This window comes from Jeotgalibacillus salarius, assembly GCF_004405125.1.
Lineage (GTDB): Bacteria > Bacillota > Bacilli > Bacillales > Jeotgalibacillaceae > Jeotgalibacillus > Jeotgalibacillus salarius.
On the sequence record NZ_SORX01000013.1, the window covers coordinates 1 to 24718 of the forward strand.

At 43.7% G+C, this 24718-nt stretch carries 28 protein-coding genes; 27 read left to right on the forward strand and 1 reads right to left on the reverse strand.

The features are described 5' to 3' along the window. Nucleotides 1-226 precede the first annotated feature (226 nt). The 13 genes from E2626_RS15540 to rsmI all read left to right on the forward strand — a co-directional run bounded on the left by E2626_RS15540 (nt 227) and on the right by rsmI (nt 9368). The gene (locus E2626_RS15540; protein WP_134382917.1) at nt 227-973 is read left to right on the forward strand and encodes a DUF2087 domain-containing protein; all 747 of its coding nucleotides are present in this window, start codon (nt 227-229) and stop codon (nt 971-973) included. A gap of 227 nt (nt 974-1200) precedes the next feature. Beyond that, nucleotides 1201-1371 (forward strand): FeoB-associated Cys-rich membrane protein, encoded by a 171-nt coding sequence (locus E2626_RS17295; protein ID WP_166786851.1) that lies wholly within the window; start codon nt 1201-1203, stop codon nt 1369-1371. A 119-nt stretch (nt 1372-1490) separates the two neighbouring features. After that, the gene (locus E2626_RS17570; RefSeq protein ID WP_166786852.1) at nt 1491-1640 is read left to right on the forward strand and encodes a sigma factor G inhibitor Gin; all 150 of its coding nucleotides are present in this window, start codon (nt 1491-1493) and stop codon (nt 1638-1640) included. Between the two features lie 198 nt (nt 1641-1838). Next, nucleotides 1839-3245, forward strand: coding sequence for an aminotransferase class I/II-fold pyridoxal phosphate-dependent enzyme (locus E2626_RS15550; protein ID WP_166786853.1), 1407 nt, complete (start codon nt 1839-1841; stop codon nt 3243-3245). After that, nucleotides 3238-3870, forward strand: coding sequence for a dTMP kinase (gene tmk, locus E2626_RS15555; protein ID WP_134382829.1), 633 nt, complete (start codon nt 3238-3240; stop codon nt 3868-3870). The genes E2626_RS15550 and tmk overlap by 8 nt, the downstream gene beginning before the upstream one ends. Before the next feature lie 87 nt (nt 3871-3957). Continuing rightward, nucleotides 3958-4287: a cyclic-di-AMP receptor gene (locus E2626_RS15560; RefSeq protein WP_039806128.1), complete on the forward strand. Its 330-nt coding sequence runs from the start codon at nt 3958-3960 to the stop codon at nt 4285-4287. 17 nt (nt 4288-4304) lie between these two features. Then, nucleotides 4305-4745, forward strand: coding sequence for a YaaR family protein (locus E2626_RS15565; protein WP_134382831.1), 441 nt, complete (start codon nt 4305-4307; stop codon nt 4743-4745). Nucleotides 4746-4759: 14 nt separating this feature from the next. Next, entirely contained in the window at nt 4760-5764 is a 1005-nt protein-coding gene (gene holB, locus E2626_RS15570) for a DNA polymerase III subunit delta' (RefSeq protein WP_134382833.1), read from the forward strand. Then, a complete protein-coding gene (locus E2626_RS15575) occupies nt 5757-6584 on the forward strand; it encodes a PSP1 domain-containing protein (RefSeq protein ID WP_134382835.1) in 828 nt (275 codons plus the stop codon). The genes holB and E2626_RS15575 overlap by 8 nt, the downstream gene beginning before the upstream one ends. Nucleotides 6585-6597: 13 nt before the next feature. After that, nucleotides 6598-6957: a DNA replication initiation control protein YabA gene (gene yabA, locus E2626_RS15580; protein WP_134382837.1), complete on the forward strand. Its 360-nt coding sequence runs from the start codon at nt 6598-6600 to the stop codon at nt 6955-6957. Nucleotides 6958-7494: 537 nt separating this feature from the next. Continuing rightward, complete coding sequence (locus tag E2626_RS15585; protein ID WP_134382839.1) at nt 7495-8238, forward strand: tRNA1(Val) (adenine(37)-N6)-methyltransferase; 744 nt, start codon at nt 7495-7497, stop codon at nt 8236-8238. Next, complete coding sequence (locus tag E2626_RS15590) at nt 8222-8485, forward strand: GIY-YIG nuclease family protein (RefSeq protein WP_134382841.1); 264 nt, start codon at nt 8222-8224, stop codon at nt 8483-8485. Before E2626_RS15585 ends, E2626_RS15590 begins: the two co-directional genes overlap by 17 nt. Further along, on the forward strand, nt 8478-9368 hold the full coding sequence (gene rsmI / locus E2626_RS15595; RefSeq protein WP_134382919.1) for a 16S rRNA (cytidine(1402)-2'-O)-methyltransferase: 891 nt from the start codon (nt 8478-8480) through the stop codon (nt 9366-9368). The genes E2626_RS15590 and rsmI overlap by 8 nt, the downstream gene beginning before the upstream one ends. A gap of 336 nt (nt 9369-9704) precedes the next feature. Here the strand turns inward: rsmI and E2626_RS15600 are convergent, their stop codons facing one another. Next, entirely contained in the window at nt 9705-9986 is a 282-nt protein-coding gene (locus tag E2626_RS15600) for an AbrB/MazE/SpoVT family DNA-binding domain-containing protein (protein ID WP_039806138.1), read from the reverse strand. Nucleotides 9987-10411: 425 nt separating this feature from the next. On the opposite strand from E2626_RS15600, the gene metG reads away from it, so the two are divergent. The 14 genes from metG to E2626_RS15670 all read left to right on the forward strand — a co-directional run bounded on the left by metG (nt 10412) and on the right by E2626_RS15670 (nt 24500). Next, nucleotides 10412-12391: a methionine--tRNA ligase gene (metG, locus tag E2626_RS15605; RefSeq protein ID WP_134382843.1), complete on the forward strand. Its 1980-nt coding sequence runs from the start codon at nt 10412-10414 to the stop codon at nt 12389-12391. A 516-nt stretch (nt 12392-12907) separates the two neighbouring features. After that, nucleotides 12908-13675 carry a TatD family hydrolase gene (locus tag E2626_RS15610; protein WP_134382845.1) on the forward strand — a complete coding sequence of 256 codons (768 nt, stop codon included), beginning with the start codon at nt 12908-12910 and terminating at the stop codon, nt 13673-13675. Between the two features lie 216 nt (nt 13676-13891). Continuing rightward, a complete protein-coding gene (locus E2626_RS15615) occupies nt 13892-15169 on the forward strand; it encodes a G5 and 3D domain-containing protein (protein ID WP_244094355.1) in 1278 nt (425 codons plus the stop codon). Between the two features lie 290 nt (nt 15170-15459). After that, nucleotides 15460-16020 carry a ribonuclease M5 gene (gene rnmV, locus E2626_RS15620; RefSeq protein WP_134382847.1) on the forward strand — a complete coding sequence of 187 codons (561 nt, stop codon included), beginning with the start codon at nt 15460-15462 and terminating at the stop codon, nt 16018-16020. Continuing rightward, on the forward strand, nt 16013-16891 hold the full coding sequence (gene rsmA / locus E2626_RS15625; RefSeq protein WP_134382849.1) for a 16S rRNA (adenine(1518)-N(6)/adenine(1519)-N(6))-dimethyltransferase RsmA: 879 nt from the start codon (nt 16013-16015) through the stop codon (nt 16889-16891). The genes rnmV and rsmA overlap by 8 nt, the downstream gene beginning before the upstream one ends. 125 nt (nt 16892-17016) lie before the next feature. After that, on the forward strand, nt 17017-17868 hold the full coding sequence (gene yabG, locus E2626_RS15630) for a sporulation peptidase YabG (protein WP_134382851.1): 852 nt from the start codon (nt 17017-17019) through the stop codon (nt 17866-17868). Between the two features lie 115 nt (nt 17869-17983). After that, entirely contained in the window at nt 17984-18247 is a 264-nt protein-coding gene (gene veg, locus E2626_RS15635) for a biofilm formation stimulator Veg (protein WP_134382853.1), read from the forward strand. A gap of 207 nt (nt 18248-18454) precedes the next feature. Beyond that, on the forward strand, nt 18455-18640 hold the full coding sequence (locus E2626_RS15640; protein WP_134382855.1) for an alpha/beta-type small acid-soluble spore protein: 186 nt from the start codon (nt 18455-18457) through the stop codon (nt 18638-18640). A gap of 702 nt (nt 18641-19342) precedes the next feature. Further along, complete coding sequence (gene ispE, locus E2626_RS15645; protein WP_244094356.1) at nt 19343-20209, forward strand: 4-(cytidine 5'-diphospho)-2-C-methyl-D-erythritol kinase; 867 nt, start codon at nt 19343-19345, stop codon at nt 20207-20209. Between the two features lie 61 nt (nt 20210-20270). Continuing rightward, nucleotides 20271-21113 (forward strand): pur operon repressor, encoded by an 843-nt coding sequence (gene purR, locus E2626_RS15650; protein ID WP_134382857.1) that lies wholly within the window; start codon nt 20271-20273, stop codon nt 21111-21113. A gap of 13 nt (nt 21114-21126) precedes the next feature. Next, nucleotides 21127-21501 (forward strand): RidA family protein, encoded by a 375-nt coding sequence (locus E2626_RS15655; protein WP_134382859.1) that lies wholly within the window; start codon nt 21127-21129, stop codon nt 21499-21501. A gap of 165 nt (nt 21502-21666) precedes the next feature. Further along, the gene (gene spoVG / locus E2626_RS15660) at nt 21667-21960 is read left to right on the forward strand and encodes a septation regulator SpoVG (protein ID WP_134382925.1); all 294 of its coding nucleotides are present in this window, start codon (nt 21667-21669) and stop codon (nt 21958-21960) included. A 194-nt stretch (nt 21961-22154) separates the two neighbouring features. After that, nucleotides 22155-23528: a bifunctional UDP-N-acetylglucosamine diphosphorylase/glucosamine-1-phosphate N-acetyltransferase GlmU gene (gene glmU / locus E2626_RS15665; RefSeq protein ID WP_134382861.1), complete on the forward strand. Its 1374-nt coding sequence runs from the start codon at nt 22155-22157 to the stop codon at nt 23526-23528. A gap of 12 nt (nt 23529-23540) precedes the next feature. Continuing rightward, on the forward strand, nt 23541-24500 hold the full coding sequence (locus E2626_RS15670; RefSeq protein ID WP_134382863.1) for a ribose-phosphate diphosphokinase: 960 nt from the start codon (nt 23541-23543) through the stop codon (nt 24498-24500). Nucleotides 24501-24718: the final 218 nt, after the last annotated feature.

The following is a 24718-nucleotide window of genomic DNA, read 5'->3' on the forward strand; positions in this document are numbered from 1 at the left end:
ATCCCAAGGGCATCAAGAGCAAAGAGCCAGAGACTTAAAGGCATAAAAGGCAAAAAGACATTGACCGCAGTGCATTCAGTACTGGTGTGGAGGTTCAAAAGAGTCAAGCGGAGTAGATTTCCCAAACCCGGTTCCAGTCACTGTAAAACAAACAAAATTAAAAATAGTTTGATATTTTATAAACATTAATATAATATGTTTATTAAATAATAAACTTTTGAAGGAAGTGTTTGTTTTGAGTGAATTGTTTTGGGAGGCTTCTGTTGAGGAGCTTGCGCGTGGTGTGAAGCAGGTTGAGGGAGCTTATCATTGTTTGATTTGTGGTGAGCGCTTTGAAGAGGGAGAGGTTTTTCCTATTGGTGAGCGCTTTTTCGAGGCTTCTAAGGCTACCGAGTATCATGTGATAACTGATCATGAGTCGATGTTTGTTTATTTGATGAATATGGATAAGAAGTATACGGGGTTGTCGGATCATCAGAAGGAATTGTTGTCGTATTTTAAGCAGGGGGTTTCTGATAAGGAGGCGGCGAAGCAGATTGGCGGCAGTCCTTCGACGATTCGGAATCACAGGTTTAAGTTTAAAGAGAAGGAAAAGCAGGCGCGTGTGTTTTTAGCGCTAATGCAGTTGTTAAAAGAGGATGCCGGGCCGGAGAGTCTGGTTCAGATACATAGGGGGGCGACAATGGTGGATGAGAGATATGCAATTACGAGTGAAGAACAGGAAAAGGTGTTGAAGACATATTTTAAAGAAGACGGGTCATTAAATCAGTTTCCAAGTAAGGAAAAGAGAAAAATTATTGTGCTTCAGCATTTGCTGAAACGGTTTACCGCGGGGCAACAATATACGGAAAGAGAAGTAAATGAAGTGTTGAAAAAGGCGTATGCTGATTTTGTCACGATTCGCCGTTACTTTATTGAATATGGTTTTATGGACAGAAATCAGGATGGCTCGGCTTATTGGGTAAAATCGTAAAAAAGGGGTATAATGAGGGTACAAGAGGTGTCTGGAGATGTTTATCTATGTCATTGGTATAGTTGCCGGATTGATTGGATTCGGTTTAATCGTTGATCGAAAGAAAAGTTTCCCGGAAAAACTTTGAGCAATATCGTAGCGGTGGTGAGGAAGCACCTCAGCAGTAAGAAATGGATAACGATAGGAAGACGACTGGCTTTTAATTAAAAGGGCGGGGAGGTGAAGAGATGTGGTGGCTCATCATTCTTTTGATTCTCGTTGCTGTTGTGGTATTCGGTTTGATTTCAGATCGGAAGCGTAAGAAAAAGGGTCTTAAGGTATATAGCGAAGTCAGGGAGCCGGAAGAAGCGCCCTCTGAACCGAAAGCAGAAGATGAAAGACGATCTACAAGACTGTGAAAAGTTTGTTGAGCAGTTTCCTTCACGTTTTCTTTTAAAAAGAATAGGATAGAAAGATTACTTTTTATCCGCAGTGTCCATACTGGTTGTATGACATGCTGCGAAGTGGAGGAAATGACATGAGACATTGCCGTGCTTGTGGTAGACGATACAACCGGGCGATCCGCCTGTCTTCAAAATTTATTTGCGTTTGGTGTGAACAGTCGTTAATTCAATTGAAGCCAGAGGATCAGGGGTATGATAAGTGGATTCATCTTTTAAAAGAATAAGTGACGGAAGCCTGCTGAGATGCGGGCTTTTTTGTATTGGTTCAGTTAAAGTTGGCTGTTGATTTCCTATTCAGACGGATGCTTTCCGGATCCGGGTGCAGAAGTCTCCGCCTTACGCTTCAATCACCAGCTAAAAGCACGTGTCCTTTAAATGAATCATGATACAATAGAGAAATGATTTTACTAAAGGAGAACGTTATGAATCAGAAAGCCAGACCGCTTGTTGAGGCTCTTCAATCACATATGAATCAGAAGCCGGTTTCTTTTCATGTGCCGGGTCATAAGAATGGTGCCATTGGTGAGATTGCTGCCCATTTCAGTGCATGGGATCAAACGGAGATTTCAGGACTTGATGATCTGCATGCACCAGAGGGAGCAATTGCTGAAGCTCAGGCTCTTTTAGCGGACCATGCAGGCGTTTTTAAAAGTTTTTTTCTTGTGAACGGATCCACAACAGGAAATCTTGCGATGGTGATGGCGCTATGTGAGCCGGGCAGTCATTTATTAGTGGCAGGGAATGCACATAAGTCTGTGATCCATGCATGCCGTTTAGCGCGCGTTAAACCGGTTTTTATGATGCCGGAAGTACATCCGCATTCAATGACGCCGGCAGGTATTTCACCTGATTTACTTGAAAAAGCAGCAGGGGAGTTTCCTGATGCCGGGGCAGTGCTGCTGACGTATCCGTCTTATTATGGGCATACTGGTCAAATGGAAGATGTGGTTTTGAAGGCCAAAAAATTGGGGCTTACGGTGCTTGCTGACGAAGCGCATGGTGCTCACTTCTCGCTTCCGGGATTTCCAGAATCATCTTTGCAAATGGGGGCGGATGTAGTCGTTCAGTCGGCTCACAAGACACTCCCGGCGCTTACGATGGGGTCTTACTTACATATAGCGCATAACCAGGTGAACCATCAGAGAATTGAACAATTGCTTGGCATGCTGCAATCAAGCAGCCCTTCTTATCCAATTATGGCATCGCTGGATGACGCGAGGCGTTATGCCGCCACTTACTCGAGTGAGGATGCCGCTTTCTTTATGACTAAAAGAAATGATTTGATCAAAAGGCTGCAGCGAATCACACGTGTGACTGTCATAGAGCCGGAAGATCCGTTGAAGTTGATCATCAGAATGGATGGGCTGAACGGGTTTGAATTGCAGTCTGCGTGTGAGGAAAAAGGTATTTTCGCAGAGCTTGCAGATCCGCTTCAGGTATTGTGGATGCTTCCGCTTTTAAAAGAAGACAGTGAAGTAGCGTGGGATGGCGTGATTGCGGTGTTGAGTGACATTGCGAATGAAGCTGAATGGACTGAACGAAGCGTGATCTCCCCGTTATTCACAGATGAAATCACGACATTGTCTTTATATGATACAGATCAGCTGCCATCTTCACTGGTAGCAATTGAACAGGCGGCAGGGAAAATAGCCGCTGAAACGATTATTCCGTATCCCCCGGGGATTCCATATATTATTGCTGGAGAAAGAATGACGAAAGAAAAACTGAAAAGACTGTCTGAACTTGCCGGGACGAGTATGCGATTTCAGGGCGGTACGCATTTAATAGAAGGAAAAATCAAGGTTGTGCAGGAGGAAGCAAATGAGTAAAGGGTTATTTATTACATTAGAAGGACCTGAAGGAGCAGGAAAAACGACTGCTGCTGTTGAAATTAAAAGAGAGCTGGAAACGCTTGGCTTTGATGTGATGATGACGCGTGAGCCTGGCGGGATTAAGATTGCTGAGAAGATCAGGGAAGTGATTTTGGATCCAACGCATACAGAAATGGACAGCCGGACGGAAGCGCTTCTTTATGCAGCAGCCCGCAGACAGCATTTGGCTGAGAAGGTGGAGCCTGCACTTAAAGAAGGCAGGGTTGTGCTGTGTGACCGCTTTATCGACAGCTCTCTTGCTTATCAGGGTCATGCAAGAGGTCTTGGGATTGATGAAGTGTGGAGTATTAACCAATTCGCCATCGGGTCCATGATGCCTGACTGTACGCTTTATTTTGACATTACTCCGTTAGAAGGGCTGAAGCGGATTGAGCAAAATCTGGGACGTGAAGTGAATCGCCTTGATCTTGAGGGAATGGCTTTTCATGACAAGGTATATGAAGGCTACCAGATCCTGCAGGAGCGTTTTCCAGAAAGAATGCAACGGATTGATGCTTCTCAGTCATTAGAGAAAGTAACAGCCGATTCGATTAAAGTACTTTCAGCGGTGTTAAGAAAATGAAGATTTCCGGAATGCTTTCGTAATATTTTCGTATTATTGTTATAATAAAGGAAGAAGAACCATTTTATAAGGAAGAGGGTGGAATGGATGAAACTTGTTGTCGCAATTGTACAGGATCAGGATTCAAACCGTTTATCAACTGCATTGATGAAAAATAATTTCCGTGCAACAAAGCTTGCCAGTACCGGAGGGTTTTTGAAGTCTGGAAATACCACTTTTATGGTCGGTACAGAGGATGCCCGCGTTGATAAGGTGTTAGAAGTCATTAATGACAGCTGCCGTTCAAGAGAACAGATGGTTGCCCCTGTTTCCCCAATGGGCGGGAATGCGGATTCTTACATTCCTTATCCTGTAGAAGTTGAAGTTGGCGGAGCCACGGTCTTTGTACTGCCGATTGAGCAGTTTCACCAATTTTAAAGTAGCGGAGTGGGAATATGAAAATTAACCGCGATTTACGGGTAGGCGTTAACCAGCCCGGGAACAGTCCCCAGAATCTCTCAGCTTCTCAGCTGAAATTCGGAGAACTTGTTGAAAAACAGGATCAGAAGCTTCAGTCTGAACAGCTGACGAGGTTAATGGGTGAAGTGACGGCAGCAGGTGACAGACTGGCGAGGTCACGTAATTTTAAGGATCTGGCAACTTTCAAAACGCTGGTAAAACGTTTTGTTAAGGAAACAGTTGAATACGGAATGAATCTAAAGCAGTCTCACTCCTGGAATGAATTTGGTGAGGGACGTAAGCTTCGTCTCGTTGAAACAATTGATGAGAAGCTTACTGAACTGACTGAAAGTGTTCTGCAGGGGGAAAAAGAATCGGTTGATGTGCTGGATCAAATCGGTGAAATCAAAGGACTGCTGATTAATATATACACGTAGAAAAGGGAGATTGTATGGCCGAAACGCACCAGGACCTGGCATCACAGCAGCCGGTCGCGATGAAAATGCTGCAACAGAGCCTGCAGAAAAACCGCGTGGCACATGCCTATCTGTTTGAAGGTGGACGCGGCACAGGTAAAAAAAATATGGCACTGTTTCTTGCTAAAGGACTTTTCTGCAGACAGCCGGACGAGGGCGTGCCGTGCATGACCTGTGAACAGTGCAGCCGGATCGATCAGGGGAATCACCCTGATGTTCATATGATTGAGCCTGACGGACAGTCCATTAAAAAAGAACAGGTTAAATTGCTGCAGGAAGAGTTCAGTAAGACAGGTATGGAATCAAAGAGAAAAGCTTATATTGTGAATGGTGCTGACAAAATGACTGTTCAGGCCGCGAACTCTTTATTGAAATTTCTCGAAGAGCCGCATCCGTCTACAACTGCGATTTTGTTGACTGAGCAGATTCATCAGATGCTCCCGACTATACTTTCCAGGTGTCAGCACGTATCTTTCCGCCCGTTGACACCTGTTTTATTTAAACAAAAGCTGATCGCAGAAGAAGTTCACCCGACAATGGCATCACTTGTATCGAAAATAACTAACCAGGTTGATGAAGCAATTGAGCTGAGTGAAGATGAGTGGTTTGTACAAGCCAGAAAAATCATGTTAAAATTGTACGAAGTGCTAAAGGATGATCCCTTTGAAGCCATGATCAGGGTTCAAAGCGACTATCTTCCGCATTTTAAAGAGAAATCACAAATTGACCAATCGCTCGATTTGTTTCTTCTTATATATAAAGATCTCCTATATATCCAAACGGACAAGCTCGATCACCTGTCGTACCCGGACTGGCTGGAAACGTTTCGTACAGATGCACTCCAGACGTCAGCGAATCAGCTTACTCATCAGCTGACAGTTATACTGGAAGCGAAAACACAGCTACAGAGAAATATGAATACACAGTTGTTAATGGAACAGCTGATGCTTAAATTGCAGGGGGGATCTGCACTTGTATGAAGTTGTAGGCGTCCGTTTTAATAAAGCGGGCAAAATATATTATTTCGACCCGAACCAGCTTCCACTTAACATAGATGAATACGTCATTGTGGAGACGGTACGCGGTGTGGAATATGGTAAAGTTGTCACTGAAGTCAAGAAAGTGGACAAGAATGACGTTGTGCTTCCACTGAAAAAAATTGTCCGCATTGCTGAACAGAAGGATCGCCTTTCCGTTCAGGAAAACAAGGAAGAGGCAGCCCATGCTTATGAAGTATGTGCAGACAAAATCAGTGAGCATGACCTTGATATGAAGCTTGTTGACGTTGAATATACATTTGACCGCAATAAAGTTATTTTTTATTTTACAGCAGACGGACGGGTTGATTTCAGAAATCTTGTGAAAGACCTGGCTTCTGTTTTCAGAACAAGGATTGAACTGAGACAGATCGGTGTTCGTGATGAAGCGAAAATGCTTGGCGGTATTGGTCCTTGCGGGCGTATGCTTTGCTGCTCGACTTTTCTTGGCGATTTCGAACCGGTTTCAATCAAGATGGCGAAGGATCAGAACCTATCCTTGAACCCGGCGAAAATTTCAGGCTTGTGCGGACGTTTGATGTGCTGCCTGAAATATGAAAACGACGAGTATGAAGCAGCAAAAGAAGAAATGCCGGACCTTGGATCCTTTGTGGTCACTCCAGAAGGTAAAGGTAAAGTGGTCGGGCTGAATATGCTTGAGCGCGTGCTTAAGATTGAGATAAAGGAGCAGGACCGTACGCTTGAGTATACGCTTGAAGAAATTATGAATAAAGATATTGCGTCAATTCAAGCCACAGAGTAACGGGGTGGAGTTCGTGGATAAGAAGGAGTTCTTTGATTCAGTATCCAATATGGAGCAGCAGATTGGTCAGTTATACCAGCAGCTTGGCGAACTGAAGCATCATCTTGCTGACATGATGGAGGAGAATCATACACTGCAGATTGAAAATGAACATTTGCGCAGAAGACTTGAGCAGCTCGGGAGTGAGACAGAAGCTCCTGCAGGCAAGGCTGATGCCGGTAAAGCTGCCGGTCCAAGCACAGATGTTGGTGAAGGTTATGATAACCTTGCCCGTCTTTACCATGAAGGCTTCCACATTTGTAACATTCACTTTGGAAGCCCGCGCAAAGATGAAGACTGCCTTTTCTGTCTTTCATTTTTAACGAAAAAATAAAGGCTGGCATTACGCCGCCTGTTTTTCCTGCATGGGAAAAACAGGCGGACGTCCTGCCGGGCTTTTTTTGTGTAGGCTGGATTGTTCATTTTAAATATAGTTTGAATTTTGTATATTGGCGTCCGATCTCCGTTGCAGGCGGACGCGCACGGACGGCGGTGAGCCTCCTCAGGCTTCGCCTTGCGGGGTCTCACCTGTCCGTCTTCTCATGCTGGAGTCGCCGCCTTCCACTGCGATCAACGCTGTACATAAATACTAAAGTAATTTATGACGCTGATTGTATACAATAGAAATAAAAAATTTTAGACTAATCATATATATATTTGAGAAAATTGATGTTAAAACAAATGTTATTATACATAAACACCAGCTGTCCCCTGGAGTACAGGACGGAGACTCCTGCACCAGTAAGGACAGACGAGACCCCGCTGTCACGAAGTGGCGAGGAGGCTCGTCCGGACGGGTGCGGAAAGCACAGTCCTGTACGGAAGGGGGCAGCGGTTTTTAACATCGAACAATAGAAAAGAGGATCGAAACATGCAATTAATTGGTGATGAGCGGCTGGACTATCTGCTGGCTGAAGATTTAAGAATTATCCAAAGTCCATCTGTTTTTTCCTTTTCGCTGGATGCTGTGCTGCTCGCGCGCTTTGTGCAGGTGCCGATCAGAAAAGGGAGTCTGATTGACCTTTGTTCAGGAAATGGTGTAATTCCGCTCATTTTAAGTAAGAGAACAAAAGGGTCAATCACAGGGGTGGAAATCCAGGAGCGCCTTGCAGATATGGCGAACAGAAGCATTGACCACAATGACCTGAATGCCCAACTGAAGATGATCTGCGAAGATTTGAATACAGTGTCACCGCAGCTTGGATATGCAAGACACGACGTAGTGACATGTAATCCGCCTTATTTTACAACACCGGGAAAAGACGAACTGAATGAAAATGAACATTTAACAATTGCGCGTCACGAGATTATGTGTACGCTTGAAGATACAATCAGCGTCAGCAGCGGTCTTCTGAAGCAGGGAGGAAAAGCTGCGTTTGTTCACCGGCCCGGCAGACTTCTTGATCTGATTACATTAATGAGGCAGTACCGTCTTGAACCGAAAAGAATTCAGTTCGTTTATCCAAAAGAGGGTAAGGAAGCCAATACAATTTTAGTAGAGGCGGCGAAAGACGGCAAACCTGATGTGAAAATCCTGCCGCCGCTCATCGTTTATAAGGATAATAATGAATACACAGATGAAATGAAGGAGATTTTATATGGAAGCAGAGGCTAACCATTTCTTCTATGTGCTTTTGTGCAAAGATGGTTCTTACTATGGCGGCTACACGATTAATCTGGAGCGCCGGCTGTCTCAGCATAACGAAGGCACAGCATCTAAATATACAAGAACCAGACGTCCTGTTGAAATGATTCATCACGAATCATTTTTATCTAAACGGGAAGCAATGCAGGCGGAATACTGGTTTAAAAAGAAATCAAGGCCGCAAAAGGATTTATATTTAAATGAAAGAGGTGACTAATGTGCAAACGCAAAAAAGTTTTCAAAACGTGCAGGAAGGTCGATTGTATCTAGTACCGACACCGATTGGGAATTTAGAAGATATGACTTTCAGGGCGGTTAATATTTTAAAAGAAGCTGATCTGATTGCGGCAGAAGATACACGTAATTCGAAAAACCTGTGCCGTCATTTTGAGATTGAGACAAAGCTTGTCAGTTATCATGATCATAATAAAGAAGAAAGCGGACGAAAGCTGATCGCTGATCTTCATGATGGAAAACAAATTGCGCTGGTAACAGATGCAGGCACACCCTGTATTTCGGATCCGGGCTATGAGCTGGTGAAGCAATGTGTAGAGGAAGGTATAAATGTGATACCGCTACCTGGAGCAAACGCAGCTGTCACAGCATTAATTGCTTCCGGATTAAAGCCGCAGCCATTTTATTATTACGGCTTCCTGCCCCGTCAGAAAAAAGAGAAACGGGAAGAGCTGGTATTTCTTTCGACAATTCCTGCGACATTTATCCTGTACGAATCTCCTCATCGTTTGAAAGAATCGTTAAAAGAAATGCAGGACGCTTTGGGTGCAGATCGCCAAATGGCTGTTTCGCGTGAGCTCACGAAAAAATTTGAAGAGTTTGTGCGCGGCACTGTAGAGGAGTGTCTGGAATGGGCAGAAACGAATGAGCTGCGCGGTGAATTCTGTCTTGTTGTTGAAGGGGCGAGCCGTGATAAGTGGCAGCAGGATGAAGAAATCTGGTGGTCTGAGTTATCGCTTACTGAACATGTCGAACACTATATTCAGCAACAATCCATGACGTCTAAAGCAGCGATTAAAGAAACCGCAAAAGACCGCGGCCTTCCGAAGCGGGATGTCTATCAGGATTATCACGTGGATCACTAACGCTTGAGATCACTATAAAAGTGGTCTTTTTTATTTGAAAAACGCTTCCTAAAGTCGATTGGCAACATGCGCAGTGGGGAAGTCAGATGTTGAATAGAAGTGGTTGATGGTAGTATTTTGCGTTGCGATGGTGGTCAGATGCGTGGTGACGGTCAGATACACCCGGAACGACGGTAACGAACTATGTGCCGATGGTAGTGAAAATAGAATTGACGGCAGTAACTGCCACCTCGGACGCAGCTGGCCTGCACTCCTCACCATGTGAGAAGGAACAACTACGGTCTTTTAGGCAGAAAAAAACTGCTCCACTAAGGGAGCAGTGACAAATTGTATGAATTAAGCACCTTGAAGGTTGCTTTGAATTTCCTTAATAAGCATTTCAGCGCCTTCGCGGCTTAGTACAAGCTTTCCGCCTGCAAGCTTAAGGTTGTCGTCTGAAACTTCACCAGTAATCTGGCAAGTCATGCTTGGCTTATACTTTTTTAGGATGATTTTTTCGTCATCCACATAGATTTCCAATGCGTCTTTCTCTGCGATACCCAGCGTACGGCGAAGTTCGATTGGAATAACTACTCTGCCTAATTCGTCTACTTTACGTACAATTCCTGTTGATTTCATGATTGAAAATCCCCTCTCAAAGGTTAATTTGTTTTTCTCTCTGTTTTTTCGTCAAGTTTCGACATTTTTCTCTCTGTTTTTATATCATACCAACGTTTCCCAAATCAGTCAATACATATTTTCTCCCAAATGTGCACCATATTATACATTAAGAAATACTGCTGTATCAGTGTGTGTGGGTTTTTGAAAATATTACCTTCTACAATATCCACTATATCATGTAATAACTGTCAGTGTAAATAGAATTGTTTTGAATTCGAGCTATTTCGTGTTTCGACAAAACTTTGCTGATCATTCGACAAAAATGGGGAGTATTTACTTTTAGGGGTGCGCCGGTTGCATTCGCATTCTATTTCGGGTATATTTTTTAGCATATGAATACGCGTCAGAACTGAGTTTCTGAAGCTGATCGAGGAGGATAAACAGTGAGTCAGCCGAACAATACTTTCTATATTACAACGCCAATTTATTACCCGAGTGGCAAATTGCACATCGGGCATGCCTATACAACAGTAGCTGGAGACGCAATGGCACGATACAAGCGTCTGCTTGGGTTTGATGTCATGTACTTAACAGGAACGGACGAGCATGGTCAGAAAATCCAGGAAAAAGCGAAAGAGCAGGGAATTTCTCCTCAGGTTTATGTAGATGAAATTGTATCCGGGATCCAGGATCTTTGGAAAAAGATGGACATATCCTACGATGATTTCATCCGGACAACAGAAGAACGTCATAAGACTGTTGTCGAAAAGATTTTTAAACAGCTTCATGATCAGGGAGATATTTATCTTGGTGAATATGAAGGCTGGTATTCAATTCCGGATGAAACTTTCTATACTGAAACGCAGCTTGAAGACAAAGAGCTCGACAGTGATGGAAATGTGATCGGCGGTAAGAGTCCTGACAGTGGGCACCCTGTTGAGAAAGTGCGTGAGGAATCTTATTTTTTCCGTATGAGTAAATATGCAGACCGTCTTGTAAAGTATTATGAAGAGAATCCAGCATTCATTCAGCCTGAGTCGCGTAAAAATGAAATGCTGAACAATTTTATAAAGCCCGGCCTTGAAGATCTGGCTGTATCAAGAACAACTTTCGATTGGGGCGTAAAAGTGCCTGGGGACCCTAAACACGTTGTGTATGTATGGATCGATGCATTATCAAATTACATAACGGCGCTTGGTTACGGTTCGGAAAATGATGAGCGTTTCCGCCAGTTCTGGCCGGCCGATGTGCATCTGATGAGTAAAGAGATTGTCAGGTTCCATACAATTTACTGGCCGATTATGCTGATGGCGCTCGATCTGCCATTGCCAAAACAAGTATTTGCACACGGCTGGCTGCTGATGAAGGACGGCAAGATGTCCAAGTCAAAAGGCAACGTAGTAGATCCAGTTACGCTGATTGATCGCTATGGTCTTGATGCACTTCGATACTACCTGCTTCGCGAAGTACCATTTGGCTCTGACGGAATTTTTACACCTGAAGGATTCGTTGAGCGCGTTAACTTTGACCTCGCGAATGACCTTGGAAACCTGTTGAATCGTACAGTTGCAATGATCAACAAGTATTTTGACGGGGAAATTCCTGTTTATCAAGGTTCAGAAGGGACTTATGACAAGGAACTGCTTCAGTTAAATGAAGAAACCGTAGAGAAATTCCAGGAGTCAATGGAAAATATGGAATTCTCTGTTGCGCTGGCGACTGTCTGGCAGTTAATCAGTCGCGCAAATAAATACATTGATGAAACGCAGCCGTGGATACTTGCGAAAGAAGAAGCGAAGAAAGAAGAGCTTGGCCATGTGATGAACCATCTGGCGGAAACATTGCGTCGTGTCGCAGTTCTGCTTCAGCCGTTCATGACAGAAACGCCTGGAAAGATTTTGTCACAGCTTCAACTTGATGACACACATCTCAAGTGGGAAACGCTAAGGGAATTTGGTGTGATTCCTGCAGGCACAAAAGTAGTGGCAAAAGGAGAACCAATCTTTCCACGCCTTGAGGTAGCCGAAGAAGCTGCTTACATTAAAGAAAAAATGTCCGGCACTGCGCCAGCTGCTGCAGAGGAACCGGTAGAGCTTGAAGATGAAATTACCTTTGATGACTTTATGAAGGTAGACCTGCGGGTTGCCACTGTAACGGAATGCGAACCGGTGAAAAAGACCGATAAGCTGCTGAAACTTCAGTTGGATCTTGGCTTTGAAAAACGCCAGGTTGTATCCGGTATTGCGAAATTTTATAAACCGGAAGAATTAGTAGGCCGTAAAGTGGTTTGTGTAACAAACCTTAAACCTGTAAAACTGCGCGGAGAGCTTTCTGAAGGCATGATTCTTGCGGGTGAGAAAGATGGAGTCCTATCACTTGCACATGTAGCAGAAAACCTGGAAAATGGGGCACGTGTTAAATAATCCAATGACAGAAGAGGGGAGGATCCATTCCTCTCTTCTTTTTATTTCCACGGGATGTTTAAAAACGCTGATGATCTTCGTCCTGCACTCCGGTCATCATCAGAATTAAATCTCTTCAACATTTATGACTGAAAAACCAACCTTCCATAAGTTGAAGTATCTGGTTTTAATATTTCTTATATGTCTTAATTATTACATCTGTGTAACGAACTATAACAATAGAAGAAACTCGTCATAATTTTGTGTTTCCGCTGTCATTGGGTCTGATTTTCCAATCAATATTTGTTTATGATAAAAATTATATTGAGATAGTCATTTAAGTGGAGAAACATTGATTTGATAATTACTTTGAATTCAAAATAGTTTAATTCAAATATTATTGTTCATTCTTCATATAATCGATCTTTAATATTTGATTTAATGTGTTTGTTAATTTGTTAATAGATTGTTACATGGCTGTGATGTATGACATATGGATTTTTAATACACTAAATTTGCTGTGAAGGAGAGGATACAATGTTATTCGATACACACGTTCACTTAAATGCGGATCATTTTGAAGAAGATCTTGATGAAGTGATACAGCGCGCAAAGGAAAATGATGTTGAATTAATGACGGTTGTAGGGTTTGACCGGAAGACGATCAAAAAGGCAATGGAGCTTGCTGAGACGCACGACTTCATCTATGCCGCAATCGGGTGGCATCCGGTAGATGCAATTGATATGACTGATGAGGATCTGGAGTGGATTGAAGAACTTGCTGCTCATCCGAAGGTCGTTGCGATTGGAGAAACCGGTCTGGATTACCACTGGGATAAGTCACCGCATGATATTCAACAAAAGGCTTTCAGAAAGCAGATTCATTTAGCTAAAAAATTAAAGCTTCCAATTGTGATTCACAATCGTGAAGCAACACAGGATGTTGTAGATATTCTGAGAGAAGAGCACGCTGAAGAAGTAGGCGGCATTATGCACTGCTACAGCGGAAGTGTTGAAATTGCAAAGCAGTGTATTGATTTAAACTTCATGATCTCACTTGGCGGACCTGTCACATTTAAAAATGCAAAGAAGCCGAAAGAAGTGGCTGAAGAAATTGATCTTAAGCATCTGCTGATTGAAACAGATGCGCCGTTCTTAGCGCCGCATCCCAATCGCGGCAAGCGGAATGAGCCTGCATATGTGAAGCTGGTTGCGGAACAAATTGCTGAATTAAAAGGCATTTCTTACGAAGAAGTTGGAAAACGTACGACAGAAAACGCAAAAAAAATTTATCAGCTGAAATAAATAATGATAAGCATTAGGGATTTAGGAGCACGTTTGTACGACACCTTTTGCGTAACACCAACGATCGGTTGTCGATAAAAAAACCTTTTCAGACTGAAAAGCCGTCTGCATAATTGGGACATATCTCCCCTGCGCAGGGATAATGTCTCAATTTCAAAGGTTGACAATCTGTTCGGATAGTCTTTATAATCACTCGGAGTAAAGGAGGAGTTTTTCATGCAATCAGAAAATAACATGAAAAACCTGTTTCCAAAGTCTATGAGTAAGAGGAACTGGGTCTATTCTTTAGTAACTTTAACCGTATTTGTTTTAGTTGTTGGTTTCCTTTTTCAGGAAGGTATGAAAAAGACTGTAGCCCTTTCCTTAAATGGTGAAGAGCAATTGGTGCGCACAAACGCTGCCACTGTTGAAGATATATTTGCAGAGCTAGAAATGGATATTCACTCAGAGGACTATTTATACCCCTCGGGCGATACGGAGATCTATCATGATATGACCGTACGCTGGAGAGCGGCGAAACAGGTGTCATTTGATTTAGGCGGAGAGACGCAGGAAATCATGACAAATGCACAAACCGTAGGAGAGTTCCTGCGTAAAGAACAGTTAGAAGTAAGTGATGTGGACAAGCTGTCACATTCATTGGATGAAAGTATTGAGGAAGATATGGCCCTTTCTCTTGAAAAAGCATTCGCATGGACGCTTGTAAATGGGACTGACAAAGAAGAGATTTGGTCGACTTCGATCACCGTCGCTGACTTTTTAAAACAGCAGGAAATTAAGCTGGATCAAGATGATCGGGTAGAACCATCTGAAGACACAATGTTGACGGAGGGCGCTACTGTGAAGATCGTCCACGTTGATAAGGTCACCGATGTGGTGGAAGAAAAGAAAAACTTCAGTGTGGAACAGAAAAATGACAATACAATAGCCGAAGGTTCTGAAAAAGTTGTTCAGGAAGGCGAAGAAGGTCTGATTGAAAAAACATACGAAGTTGTAAAAGAAAACGGAAAAGAAGTATCCCGTGATCTGAAAGCAGAAAAAACTGTAAAAGAAAGCAAAAATAAAGTTGTCGCGATCGGCACGAAGAAACCTGTCGTTGCCAGCGTTCCACGTGAAACAACTAAAAAAGCTGTCGCAGCATCATCATCTTCAGCTCAGTCGTCGCAGCCTGCTCAGACAGCAGCTGCTTCATCAGCGCCATCCGGCCGTGAGATGACGATGTCTTCAACAGCCTACACAGCTTCATGTGCCGGATGTTCAGGTATTACTGCAACCGGTATTAATCTGATTGCAAACCCAGGGATGAAAGTAATCGCAGTGGATCCTTCAGTGATTCCACTTGGTTCAAGAGTCTATGTCGAAGGTTATGGCTATGCAATTGCCGGAGACACTGGTGGCGCAATTAAAGGAAATAAAATCGATATCTTTATTCCAGATCGTGCTTCAGCACTGGCCTGGGGTAACAGAACAGTAAAAGTGACGGTTATGCCGTAATTGCTTTTAAAGAAAAACTGAAACATAATCGATATGTTTAACAGAAAAGAAGCAGAATGCAATTTGAGGTGAACGGAGCGGAAGGGGGTGACTCCAGCATGAGAAGCGTGCTAGCTGAGACCCCGCAGCGCGAAGCGCGAGGAGGCTTAGCGCACGCCATGCGGAAAGCATCCCCCTGTAGCGAAGTGAACCGGTTCAAGAGGCTGAGACACATTTGTCCCAGCTTCTTTTTGTGCGTTCAAAACTATTTTCAGCTATAATGAAGCACAGAAACCATTTCGGAGGATGTCATGAAACTAAAAGAAATTATTGTGGTAGAAGGCAGAGATGATACGACTGCAATCAAGCGGGCAGTAGATGCCGATACAATTGAAACAAATGGCTCAGCCGTTTCTGAGAAGACGCTTGAAAAAATCCGTCACGCACAGGAAAAAAGAGGCGTAATCATTTTAACCGATCCTGACTATCCGGGACAGCGTATCAGACAAATTGTTCAGGACGCTGTACCAGGCTGCAGACATGCCTTTGTAGAAAAACAGGACGCACTGCGTAAAAAAGGGCGAGGCCTGGGCGTGGAGCATGCTTCGCCTGAAGTAATCAGGCAGGCGCTGAAAGACGCTCACGTGATGACTGAAGCGCCGGTGGAACTGATTACCAAAGAGGACCTTGTGACAGCCGGACTGATCGGCGGACCAAAAGCAAAAGCACGCAGAGAAAGACTCGGTGCTGAATTGAAAATTGGTTATGTGAATGGAAAGCAGCTGTACAATCGTTTAATGATGTTTGAAATTACGAAAGAGGATTTCGCTTTGGCGTTGACGCGCATTTTACAGGAGGAGAATAATGAATAAAGATATTGCAACACCAATCCGTACGAAAGAAATTATGAAAAAGTACGGTTTCTCGTTTAAAAAAAGCCTTGGACAAAACTTTCTGATTGACCCGAATATTCTTCAGAACATTGTTGGACATGCAGACCTGACGAAGGAGCATGGTGCAATTGAAATTGGTCCGGGGATCGGGGCGCTGACAGAGCACCTGGCGCGAGCTTCCAAGAAAGTAGTCGCCTTTGAAATCGATCATCGTCTGTTACAGATTCTTGATGATACGCTATCTCCATACGACAATATCAAGATTCTCCACCAGGATGTGCTGAAAGCGGACGTAGAGCGTGTAATGGCTGAAGAATTTACTGATGTTAAAGATGTAATGGTAGTGGCGAACCTTCCGTATTATGTAACGACTCCGATTATTTTGAAGCTTTTAATGGAAGACCTGCCGATTAAAGGGTTAGTTGTTATGCTTCAAAAAGAAGTGGCAGACCGCATTGCAGCCAAGCCTGGCACTAAAAGTTACGGCTCTCTTTCTATTGCTATTCAATACTATACTGAAGCAGCTACAGTGATGATTGTACCGAAAACGGTCTTTATGCCTCAGCCGAATGTTGATTCAGCAGTAATAAAATTAGTAAAACGTGACAAGCCGCCGGTAGAATTGATCAGTGAGGATTTCTTTTTCACAGTCACGCGATCATCGTTTGCTCAGCGCAGAAAAACGATTTTAAATAACCTGACAAGTCAGCTTCCAGATGGGAAAGAAAAGAAAGAAGATATTCTCAGAGCGCTTGAACAGGCTGGAATCGAGCCTTCGAGACGTGGAGAAAGCCTTTCGATACCTGAATTTGCAGCACTTGCAAATGCGCTGTATCCATACTTTTCATAATGAAAACTCCGGTGGATGCCGGAGTTTTTTTAATTGGGGTGAGGTTGATTTACGGCCGGGCATTCACCCTTACACAGGCATGTGCATATAGTAACTTCATGAGCCGGATGGGAGGGTGAGCGCCGGTGGAGTGGATCAATCAGCTGGTCGGAAGGAAATCGTACGGTTGTGATGTGATTTTTGTAGTAGCGGGTATTGAGGAACGCGAAGGCGGAGAATATGCCATTTTATACGGCAGAGACATCAGGCTCGTTGCAGATGCCCCGATAGAAGATTTAGAGCTGATGGATGAAAACCGTCTGGAAGAAGAAGACCAGCAAATGAGAAAAATGAAAGAGAACAGGGATAAAGCCGCTGAAAAGGAAAGGAAGTCTGACGCTCTTTCATTTCATTTGCCGGGTCGTGTGCTCCATCTGGACGGCGACGAGCGGTATTTAAAAAAATGCCTTAAAATCTACAAAGACGCGAATGTGCCTCACATTGGCGTTCATTGTCCGGAAAAGGAAATGGCGGATCGTATAGAGGCGCTGATTATCCGATATCAGCCTCAAATCCTCGTCCTAACGGGTCACGACGCCTATTTGCCTGCTCAGGGTAAGAAAATTGAATTGCAGGCTTACCGGCACTCGTCTTCTTTTGTCAATGCTGTAAAAAATGCACGTAAGATTGTGCCGCATCTTGATCAGCTCGTCATATTTGCCGGTGCCTGCCAGTCGCATTTTGAATCTTTGATTTATGCCGGTGCGAACATGGCCAGTTCACCGCTTCGTGTAAATATTCACGCGCTTGACCCTGCCTATGCTGCAAGTGTCATTAGCTATACATCGATTCATTCTATGTTTACGGTAGAAAATATCCTTCCGCACACACTTGCCGATGACAGTGGAATTGGCGGTTTTGAAACGCGTGGGGTGTTAAGAGTTGGGATGCCTTATAAGAAAGAAATGTATATTGAGGCACAAAACGACAGCAAATAAGCATTTTGCCGGAATAAAAACATTGACATCCAGTTGTGAGAATTGATAAAATGAATATTTTATTTGACCAAAACGTAATAATTTGGTACACTAATGTCAGTGAGGTGGAAGCAGAATGCCAAAAACGTTAGCTGATATTAAGAAAGCACTTGATGTGAATCTTGGAAAACGTCTGTTGTTAAAAGCCAATGGTGGAAGACGCAAGACAATTGAGCGTTCAGGAGTTTTAACTGAAACATATCCCTCAATTTTTATTGTGGAACTTGATCAGGATGAAAACGCTTTTGAACGGGTATCATATAGCTACACCGATGTACTAACCGAATCTGTTGAACTTACTTTTATTGAAGAAGGTTCTGAAGCAGTAAGCGTAAGCTAATGAAATCATTATGATTTTTTTATGGGCGGTCTGCGCGGCTAACTGATTAACAGTTAGCCGCGCAGACCGCCTTTTTGTATATCTCAGTAGATGATCAGACATCTATGGTTAAAATCTCGAGTAAAACATCATCCATAATCTGCATAGCATAGTTAAATCTAATTTGAGGTAAGTTATAGAGGCATGACCAAAAAGGGGATGACAAACATGAGCAGAAGAAGAGGCGTAATGTCAGATCGGCTCAAGGAAGAAGTCGCCAAAGAACTTGGGATCTATGATACGGTTCAGCAGGAAGGCTGGGGCGGAATCAAATCCCGGGATGCCGGTAACATGGTAAAGCGGGCCATAGAAATGGCAGAGCGTCAGCTGGGAGACCAGTCTGAACCACGTTAACCGGGGTACATGCAAAAGAAGAACCGTCTGGCTCATGCCGGGCGGTTTTTTTATGGATTGCGAGTGCTGCTTGCTCGCATACGAAAACAAGGTCATTTTTATGGTTTTTGAGGTCATATTTCATGATTTTCGGATCATATCTGCCCCATCTCGGGTCACATAATCTTAAACCTCAAATTGTGAGATCACATTCTCAAAAACCTGGGTCAGATCTGAGAGAATTAAGGTCACATTTTGCTCACTCCCGCCTTCCAGTTTTCTTGTGACCCAGTTCCAGGCGCTAGCTCCTCGGGTCATAAGCCAAGCAGCAAAAAAAGGGTAAGAGCCCCCTTTGCCCTCTCCGCGTCTTATGCCTGTCGGACCTAAACGGGCGCTTCCACTTTTCTGTTTTGTCCAGTTCCAGCAGACAGGGGCTAGCGCGTTTTCCTCGGGCTCTGTCCGATAAGTCATCATCGGATCGCTACGCTCTCCGTGATTCATAGTCCAACGTTTACGCCCCTAAACGCCTGCTTCCACTTTTCGAGTTGTCCAGTTCCAGCGCCCAGTCCCTCGGGTCATAAGCCAAGCAGCAAAAAAGGGTAAGAGCCCCCTTTTCCCTCTCCGTGTCTTATGCCTGTCGGGCCTAAACGGGCGCTTCCACTTTTCTGTTTTTATGCTACAATTATTCCAATGACTTTAGGGAAGATTGAGGTGTGTGGATTTATGATGATGGTTAAAGCACCGGCGAAGATTAATCTTTCGCTGGATGTGCTTCACAAGAGGCCTGATGGGTTTCATGAGGTGGAGATGGTCATGACGACGGTTGATCTGGCTGATCGTATTGAGCTGGATAAGACGACCGGGACGCGGATCAGGATTATTTCGCATGACCGCTTTGTGCCGAGTGATCATCGAAACCTTGCATATAAAGCGGCAGAAAAGCTGCAAAGGAAGTATCATGTGAAAAAGGGCGTTGATATTACCATTCATAAGCAGATTCCGGTTGCAGCCGGGCTTGCTGGCGGCAGTAGTGATGCAGCGGCTGCTTTGAAAGGGTTGAATGAGCTCTGGGAATTAGGGTTGTCGAATGATGAGCTGGCAGAAGTCGGTTCGGAAATCGGTTCTGACGTAGCGTTCTGCATTTATGGCGGAACGGCACTGGCGACAGGTAGAGGCGAAAAGATTAAGGAGCTTCCTGTCCCGCCAAAGTGCTGGGTGATCCTTGCGAAGCCTTCGATCGGCGTTTCAACGGCAGACATTTATCAAAACCTGAAGCTGGAAAAAGTTGAACATCCGAATACAGCTAAAATGGTACAGGCGATTGAAGAAGGTGACTACCAGGGTGTGTGTGACAACCTTGGAAATGCGCTTGAGTCTGTTACACTTCAGCTATATCCGGAAGTAAAACAGATTAAAGACCAGATGCAGCGTTTTGGTGCAGATGCAGTGCTGATGAGCGGCAGCGGTCCGACAGTATTTGGACTTGTACAGTACGAATCTAAGGTTCATCGTGTGGTAAATGGGCTGCGTGGTTTTTGTGATCAGGTATTCGCAGTCAGAATACTTGGCAGTCGGGCACCTCTTGCTTAAAAACGTACGATAATGATATAGTTGCTATACATTATTCGGGTTTTGGGAGGTTGCTCACCGCATGAAAATTAAACGAAGTGAACGCCTGATTGATATGACACATTATTTATCTGAACATCCGCGTGAACTTGTTTCGCTCACTTTTTTTGCTAATCGTTATGCTTCAGCTAAATCATCGATCAGTGAAGATTTAGTCATTGTGAAGGACACATTTGAGAATAGAGGCATCGGTTCGTTGCAAACTGTGCCAGGTGCAGCCGGCGGAGTACGTTTTATTCCGGGCATAAGCAAGGGTCAGGCGGAAGAATCAATTCAGGTCCTGTCAGAACAGGTAAGTAAATCGGACAGACTGCTGCCTGGTGGTTATTTATTCATGACGGATATTTTGGGTGACATCCATCTCATGAACCACGTTGGTAAACTGTTTGCAGGTGCATTTGCAAATGAGCAGATTGACCTTGTCATGACAGTAGCCACTAAAGGCATCGGCATAGCCCATGCAGCTGCCCGCTATCTGGGGGTGCCTGTCGTTGTTGCAAGGCGCGACAGCAAAGTGACAGAAGGCTCAACAGTCAGTATTAACTATGTGTCCGGTTCATCTAAAAGAATTCAGACAATGGTCCTTTCTAAAAGAAGTGTGAAGCAAGGTGCAAGGGTTTTAATTGTTGATGATTTCATGAAAGCCGGAGGAACGGCTGCCGGCATGAAAAATTTGCTTGAAGAATTTTCCGCGACAGTCGCTGGTGTCGGAATTTTTATTGAATCAGAACAGGAATCCGAAGAGCGTCTTGTAGAAGACTATATTTCACTCTTAAAACTGAGAAGTGTAGATGAAAAAGGCAAAACCATTCAGCTTGAAACTGGTAACTATTTTAACCGTGTATCATCCTTTTTAAAACAGTAGAGGAGGAATTATCATGAAGTTTGTACAGACGAATGAAGCCCCGCAGGCACTCGGTCCATATTCTCAGGGCGTGGTGGTTAATAATATGTTTTACAGCTCAGGACAAATTCCGTTAACGCCGGAAGGCACGCTGGTTGAAGGCAGTATCGAAGATCAGACTCATCAGGTTTTTAAAAATCTGAAGGCTGTATTATCAGAAGCAGGTGCTTCTTTATCTACGGTCGTTAAGGTCATGGTTTTTCTGGATGACTTAAGTGACTTTGATGCAGTAAATGGCGTTTATTCAGAACATTTCGGTGAACACCGGCCAGCGCGTTCGTGTGTAGAAGTATCCAAACTGCCAAAAGGCGCAGGTGTAGAAATTGAAGTCATCGCACTAATTAAATAATCGCTCAAATTTCCAGCTTTTTTCTAAAGGCCATCTGTCTTTTAGAAAAAAGCTTTTCTTTTGGAAAAAAATATGACTATTTTCACTTTTTAAGTAGGGATATTGACCTTTCGTATAGAAGTAGACAGGAGGCTTGTACTAGGGGGAGAAAGGTGGTGGGAATCAGTGGAAGTAACAGATGTGAGACTTAGACGTGTGAGCTCGGATGGAAGAATGCGTGCGATCGCTTCCATCACGCTTGATGGGGTGTTTGTCGTGCATGATATCCGTGTCATTGACGGAAACAATGGGTTGTTCGTCGCAATGCCGAGTAAGCGGACGCCTGATGGTGAATTCAGAGATATTGCGCATCCGATTAATTCGGAGATGAGAGATATTATTCAGAGTTCGGTGCTGTCTGAATACCATCAGGAGCAGGAAGAGCCATCAAACATAACATTTGAAGAAGCGGGTGCTTAATACCCTGTACTTAAAAAATCCGGCTGCGGTTAAAGCAGCCGGATTTTCTTTGGAACCACATTTACATATGAAAATACAGGCGTGCAAACCTTATGAAACTAATAACAGATTCTTCTGAAATTACCGCTTTCCTTGAAATGAAAGTGTTTTTGTAATATATTCGAAGGGGAAAAATGTTGACTGGAGGACCGGTAATGTCGAATAGATATGCGGTAATTTTAGCAGCGGGTCAAGGGACTCGTATGAAATCAAAATTATATAAAGTACTTCATCCTGTTTGTGGAAAGCCAATGGTTGAACACGTATTGGAACAGGTTAAAGAAGCTAATATGCAAGAAGTCATTACCGTTGTTGGTCATGGTGCTGAACTTGTTCAGTCCAAGCTTGCGGGACGTTCGGAGTTTGTTCTTCAGGCTGAACAGCTTGGTACTGCCCATGCTGTTATGCAGGCGAAAGACCGTTTACAAGGAAAAGACGGTATCACACTTGTGGTGTGCGGTGATACACCACTTGTTACGACCGAAACAATGTCTTCGCTGATTCAGCATCATGAGGAACAAAAAGCGAAAGCAACAATTCTAACGGCTCACGAGGAAAATCCTGCGGGATACGGCCGTATTATTCGTGGAGAAGATGGCCTTGTAACAAAAATCGTTGAACACAAAGATGCCAACGAAGAAGAGCTGTCTGTACAGGAAGTCAATACAGGTACGTACTGTTTTGATAACAAAGCACTTTTTGAGACACTTGAAAAAGTAAACAATAACAACGTGCAGGGCGAGTATTACCTTCCGGATGTCATTGAAATCCTGAAGAAGGAGGGGGAGGCAATTGCTGCTTACCAGACACCTTCATCAGGTGAAACGCTTGGTGTGAATGACCGTGTGGCTTTATCAAAGGCTGAACAGCTGATGCGCAAGCGTATTAACGAACAGCAGATGCGTAATGGTGTTACACTGATTGACCCTTCTTCTACTTACATTAGTGCGGATGCAGTGATCGGCAGAGATACGGTGATTTATCCGGGTACTGTCATCGAAGGAACCACAGAAATTGGTGAAGAGTGTACAATTGGACCAAACAGTGAAATTAAAGACAGCAAAATTGCAGACCGCACAGTTATTAAGCAGTCTGTTGTCCACGATAGTGAAGTTGGATCAGATGTTAATATTGGCCCGTTTGCTCATATTCGTCCACAATCTGCAATTGCAGATGAAGTGAAGATCGGAAACTTTGTTGAAATCAAGAAAACACAGTTTGGAAAAGGCAGTAAAGCTTCTCACCTGAGCTATATTGGCGACGCTGAAATTGGCTCAGGCGTAAATCTTGGCTGCGGATCCATTACTGTGAATTACGATGGACAGCAAAAACATCTGACAAAGATTGAAGATGATGCATTCGTCGGCTGTAATTCCAATTTGATTGCACCTGTAACAATTGGAAAAGGCGCTTATATTGCAGCGGGATCTACAATTAATAAAGATGTACCGGAACAGGCACTATCCATTGCCCGTGCCCGTCAGGAAAATAAAGAAGGTTACGCACGCCGAATTAACACTAAAAAATAATTGGAGGCTGTCATGTCTACTGAATATGCCAATTCTAAATTGAAAATCTTTTCACTGAATTCAAATCACAAGTTAGCAGAAGATATTGCGGAAGCGGTTGGAACGAAGCTTGGGAAGTGTTCAGTTACAAGCTTCAGTGATGGAGAAATCCAGATCAACATTGAAGAAAGCATCCGAGGCTGTGATGTATTCGTTGTTCAGTCTACTTCAACTCCAGTCAATGAAAACTTAATGGAACTATTAATCATGGTGGATGCACTGAAACGTGCTTCAGCCAGAACGATTAACATTGTGATGCCTTATTACGGTTACGCGCGCCAGGATCGTAAAGCGCGTGCACGTGAACCGATTACTGCAAAACTGATTGCGAATCTGCTCGAAACAGCAGGCGCAACACGCGTGATTACACTTGATCTTCATGCACCGCAGATCCAAGGATTCTTTGATATCCTGATTGACCACCTGCGCGGCGTGCCAATCATTGCTGAATACTTTATGCAAAAGAATTTCAATCCGGAAGAGCTTGTCATCGTTTCACCTGATCACGGTGGCGTAACACGCACGCGTAAACTGGCTGAGTATCTGAAAGCACCAATTGCCATCATTGACAAACGCCGTCCGAAACCGAATGTGTCAGAAGTGATGAACATTGTTGGGAATGTCGAAGGCAAAACGTGTATTCTTATTGATGACATCATTGATACAGCAGGAACAATTACATTAGCTGCAAACGCACTGATGGATGTTGGCGCAAAAGAAGTATACGCAAGCTGTACGCACCCTGTGCTATCAGGACCGGCAATGGAACGCATTAACGCTTCTGCCATTAAAGAGTTGGTTGTAACAAACTCAATTGCACTGTCAGAAGAAAAACTTGGCGGTAAAATTGTAGAACTTTCAGTAGCAGGACTGCTTGCAGAAGCAATCATCCGTGTCTACGAACAAAAATCAGTCAGTATGCTGTTTGACTAATAAAAATCGAGAGCAGGCGTTTGACTACTTTCATCTGGCAGACGTCCAATAGGCGTCTGCTTTTTTGAAAAATAGAACAGAAAACAGCGCTGAAGTCTTAGTTAACAGTCATTCCCAACAAAAATTCTCTGTATTTGAGGGTTTAACCGAATACTCGCAGGGTAATGTAGTGTATGGACAGTTAAATTTTAAAATTGAAATTAACTTTGGAAGGTGAT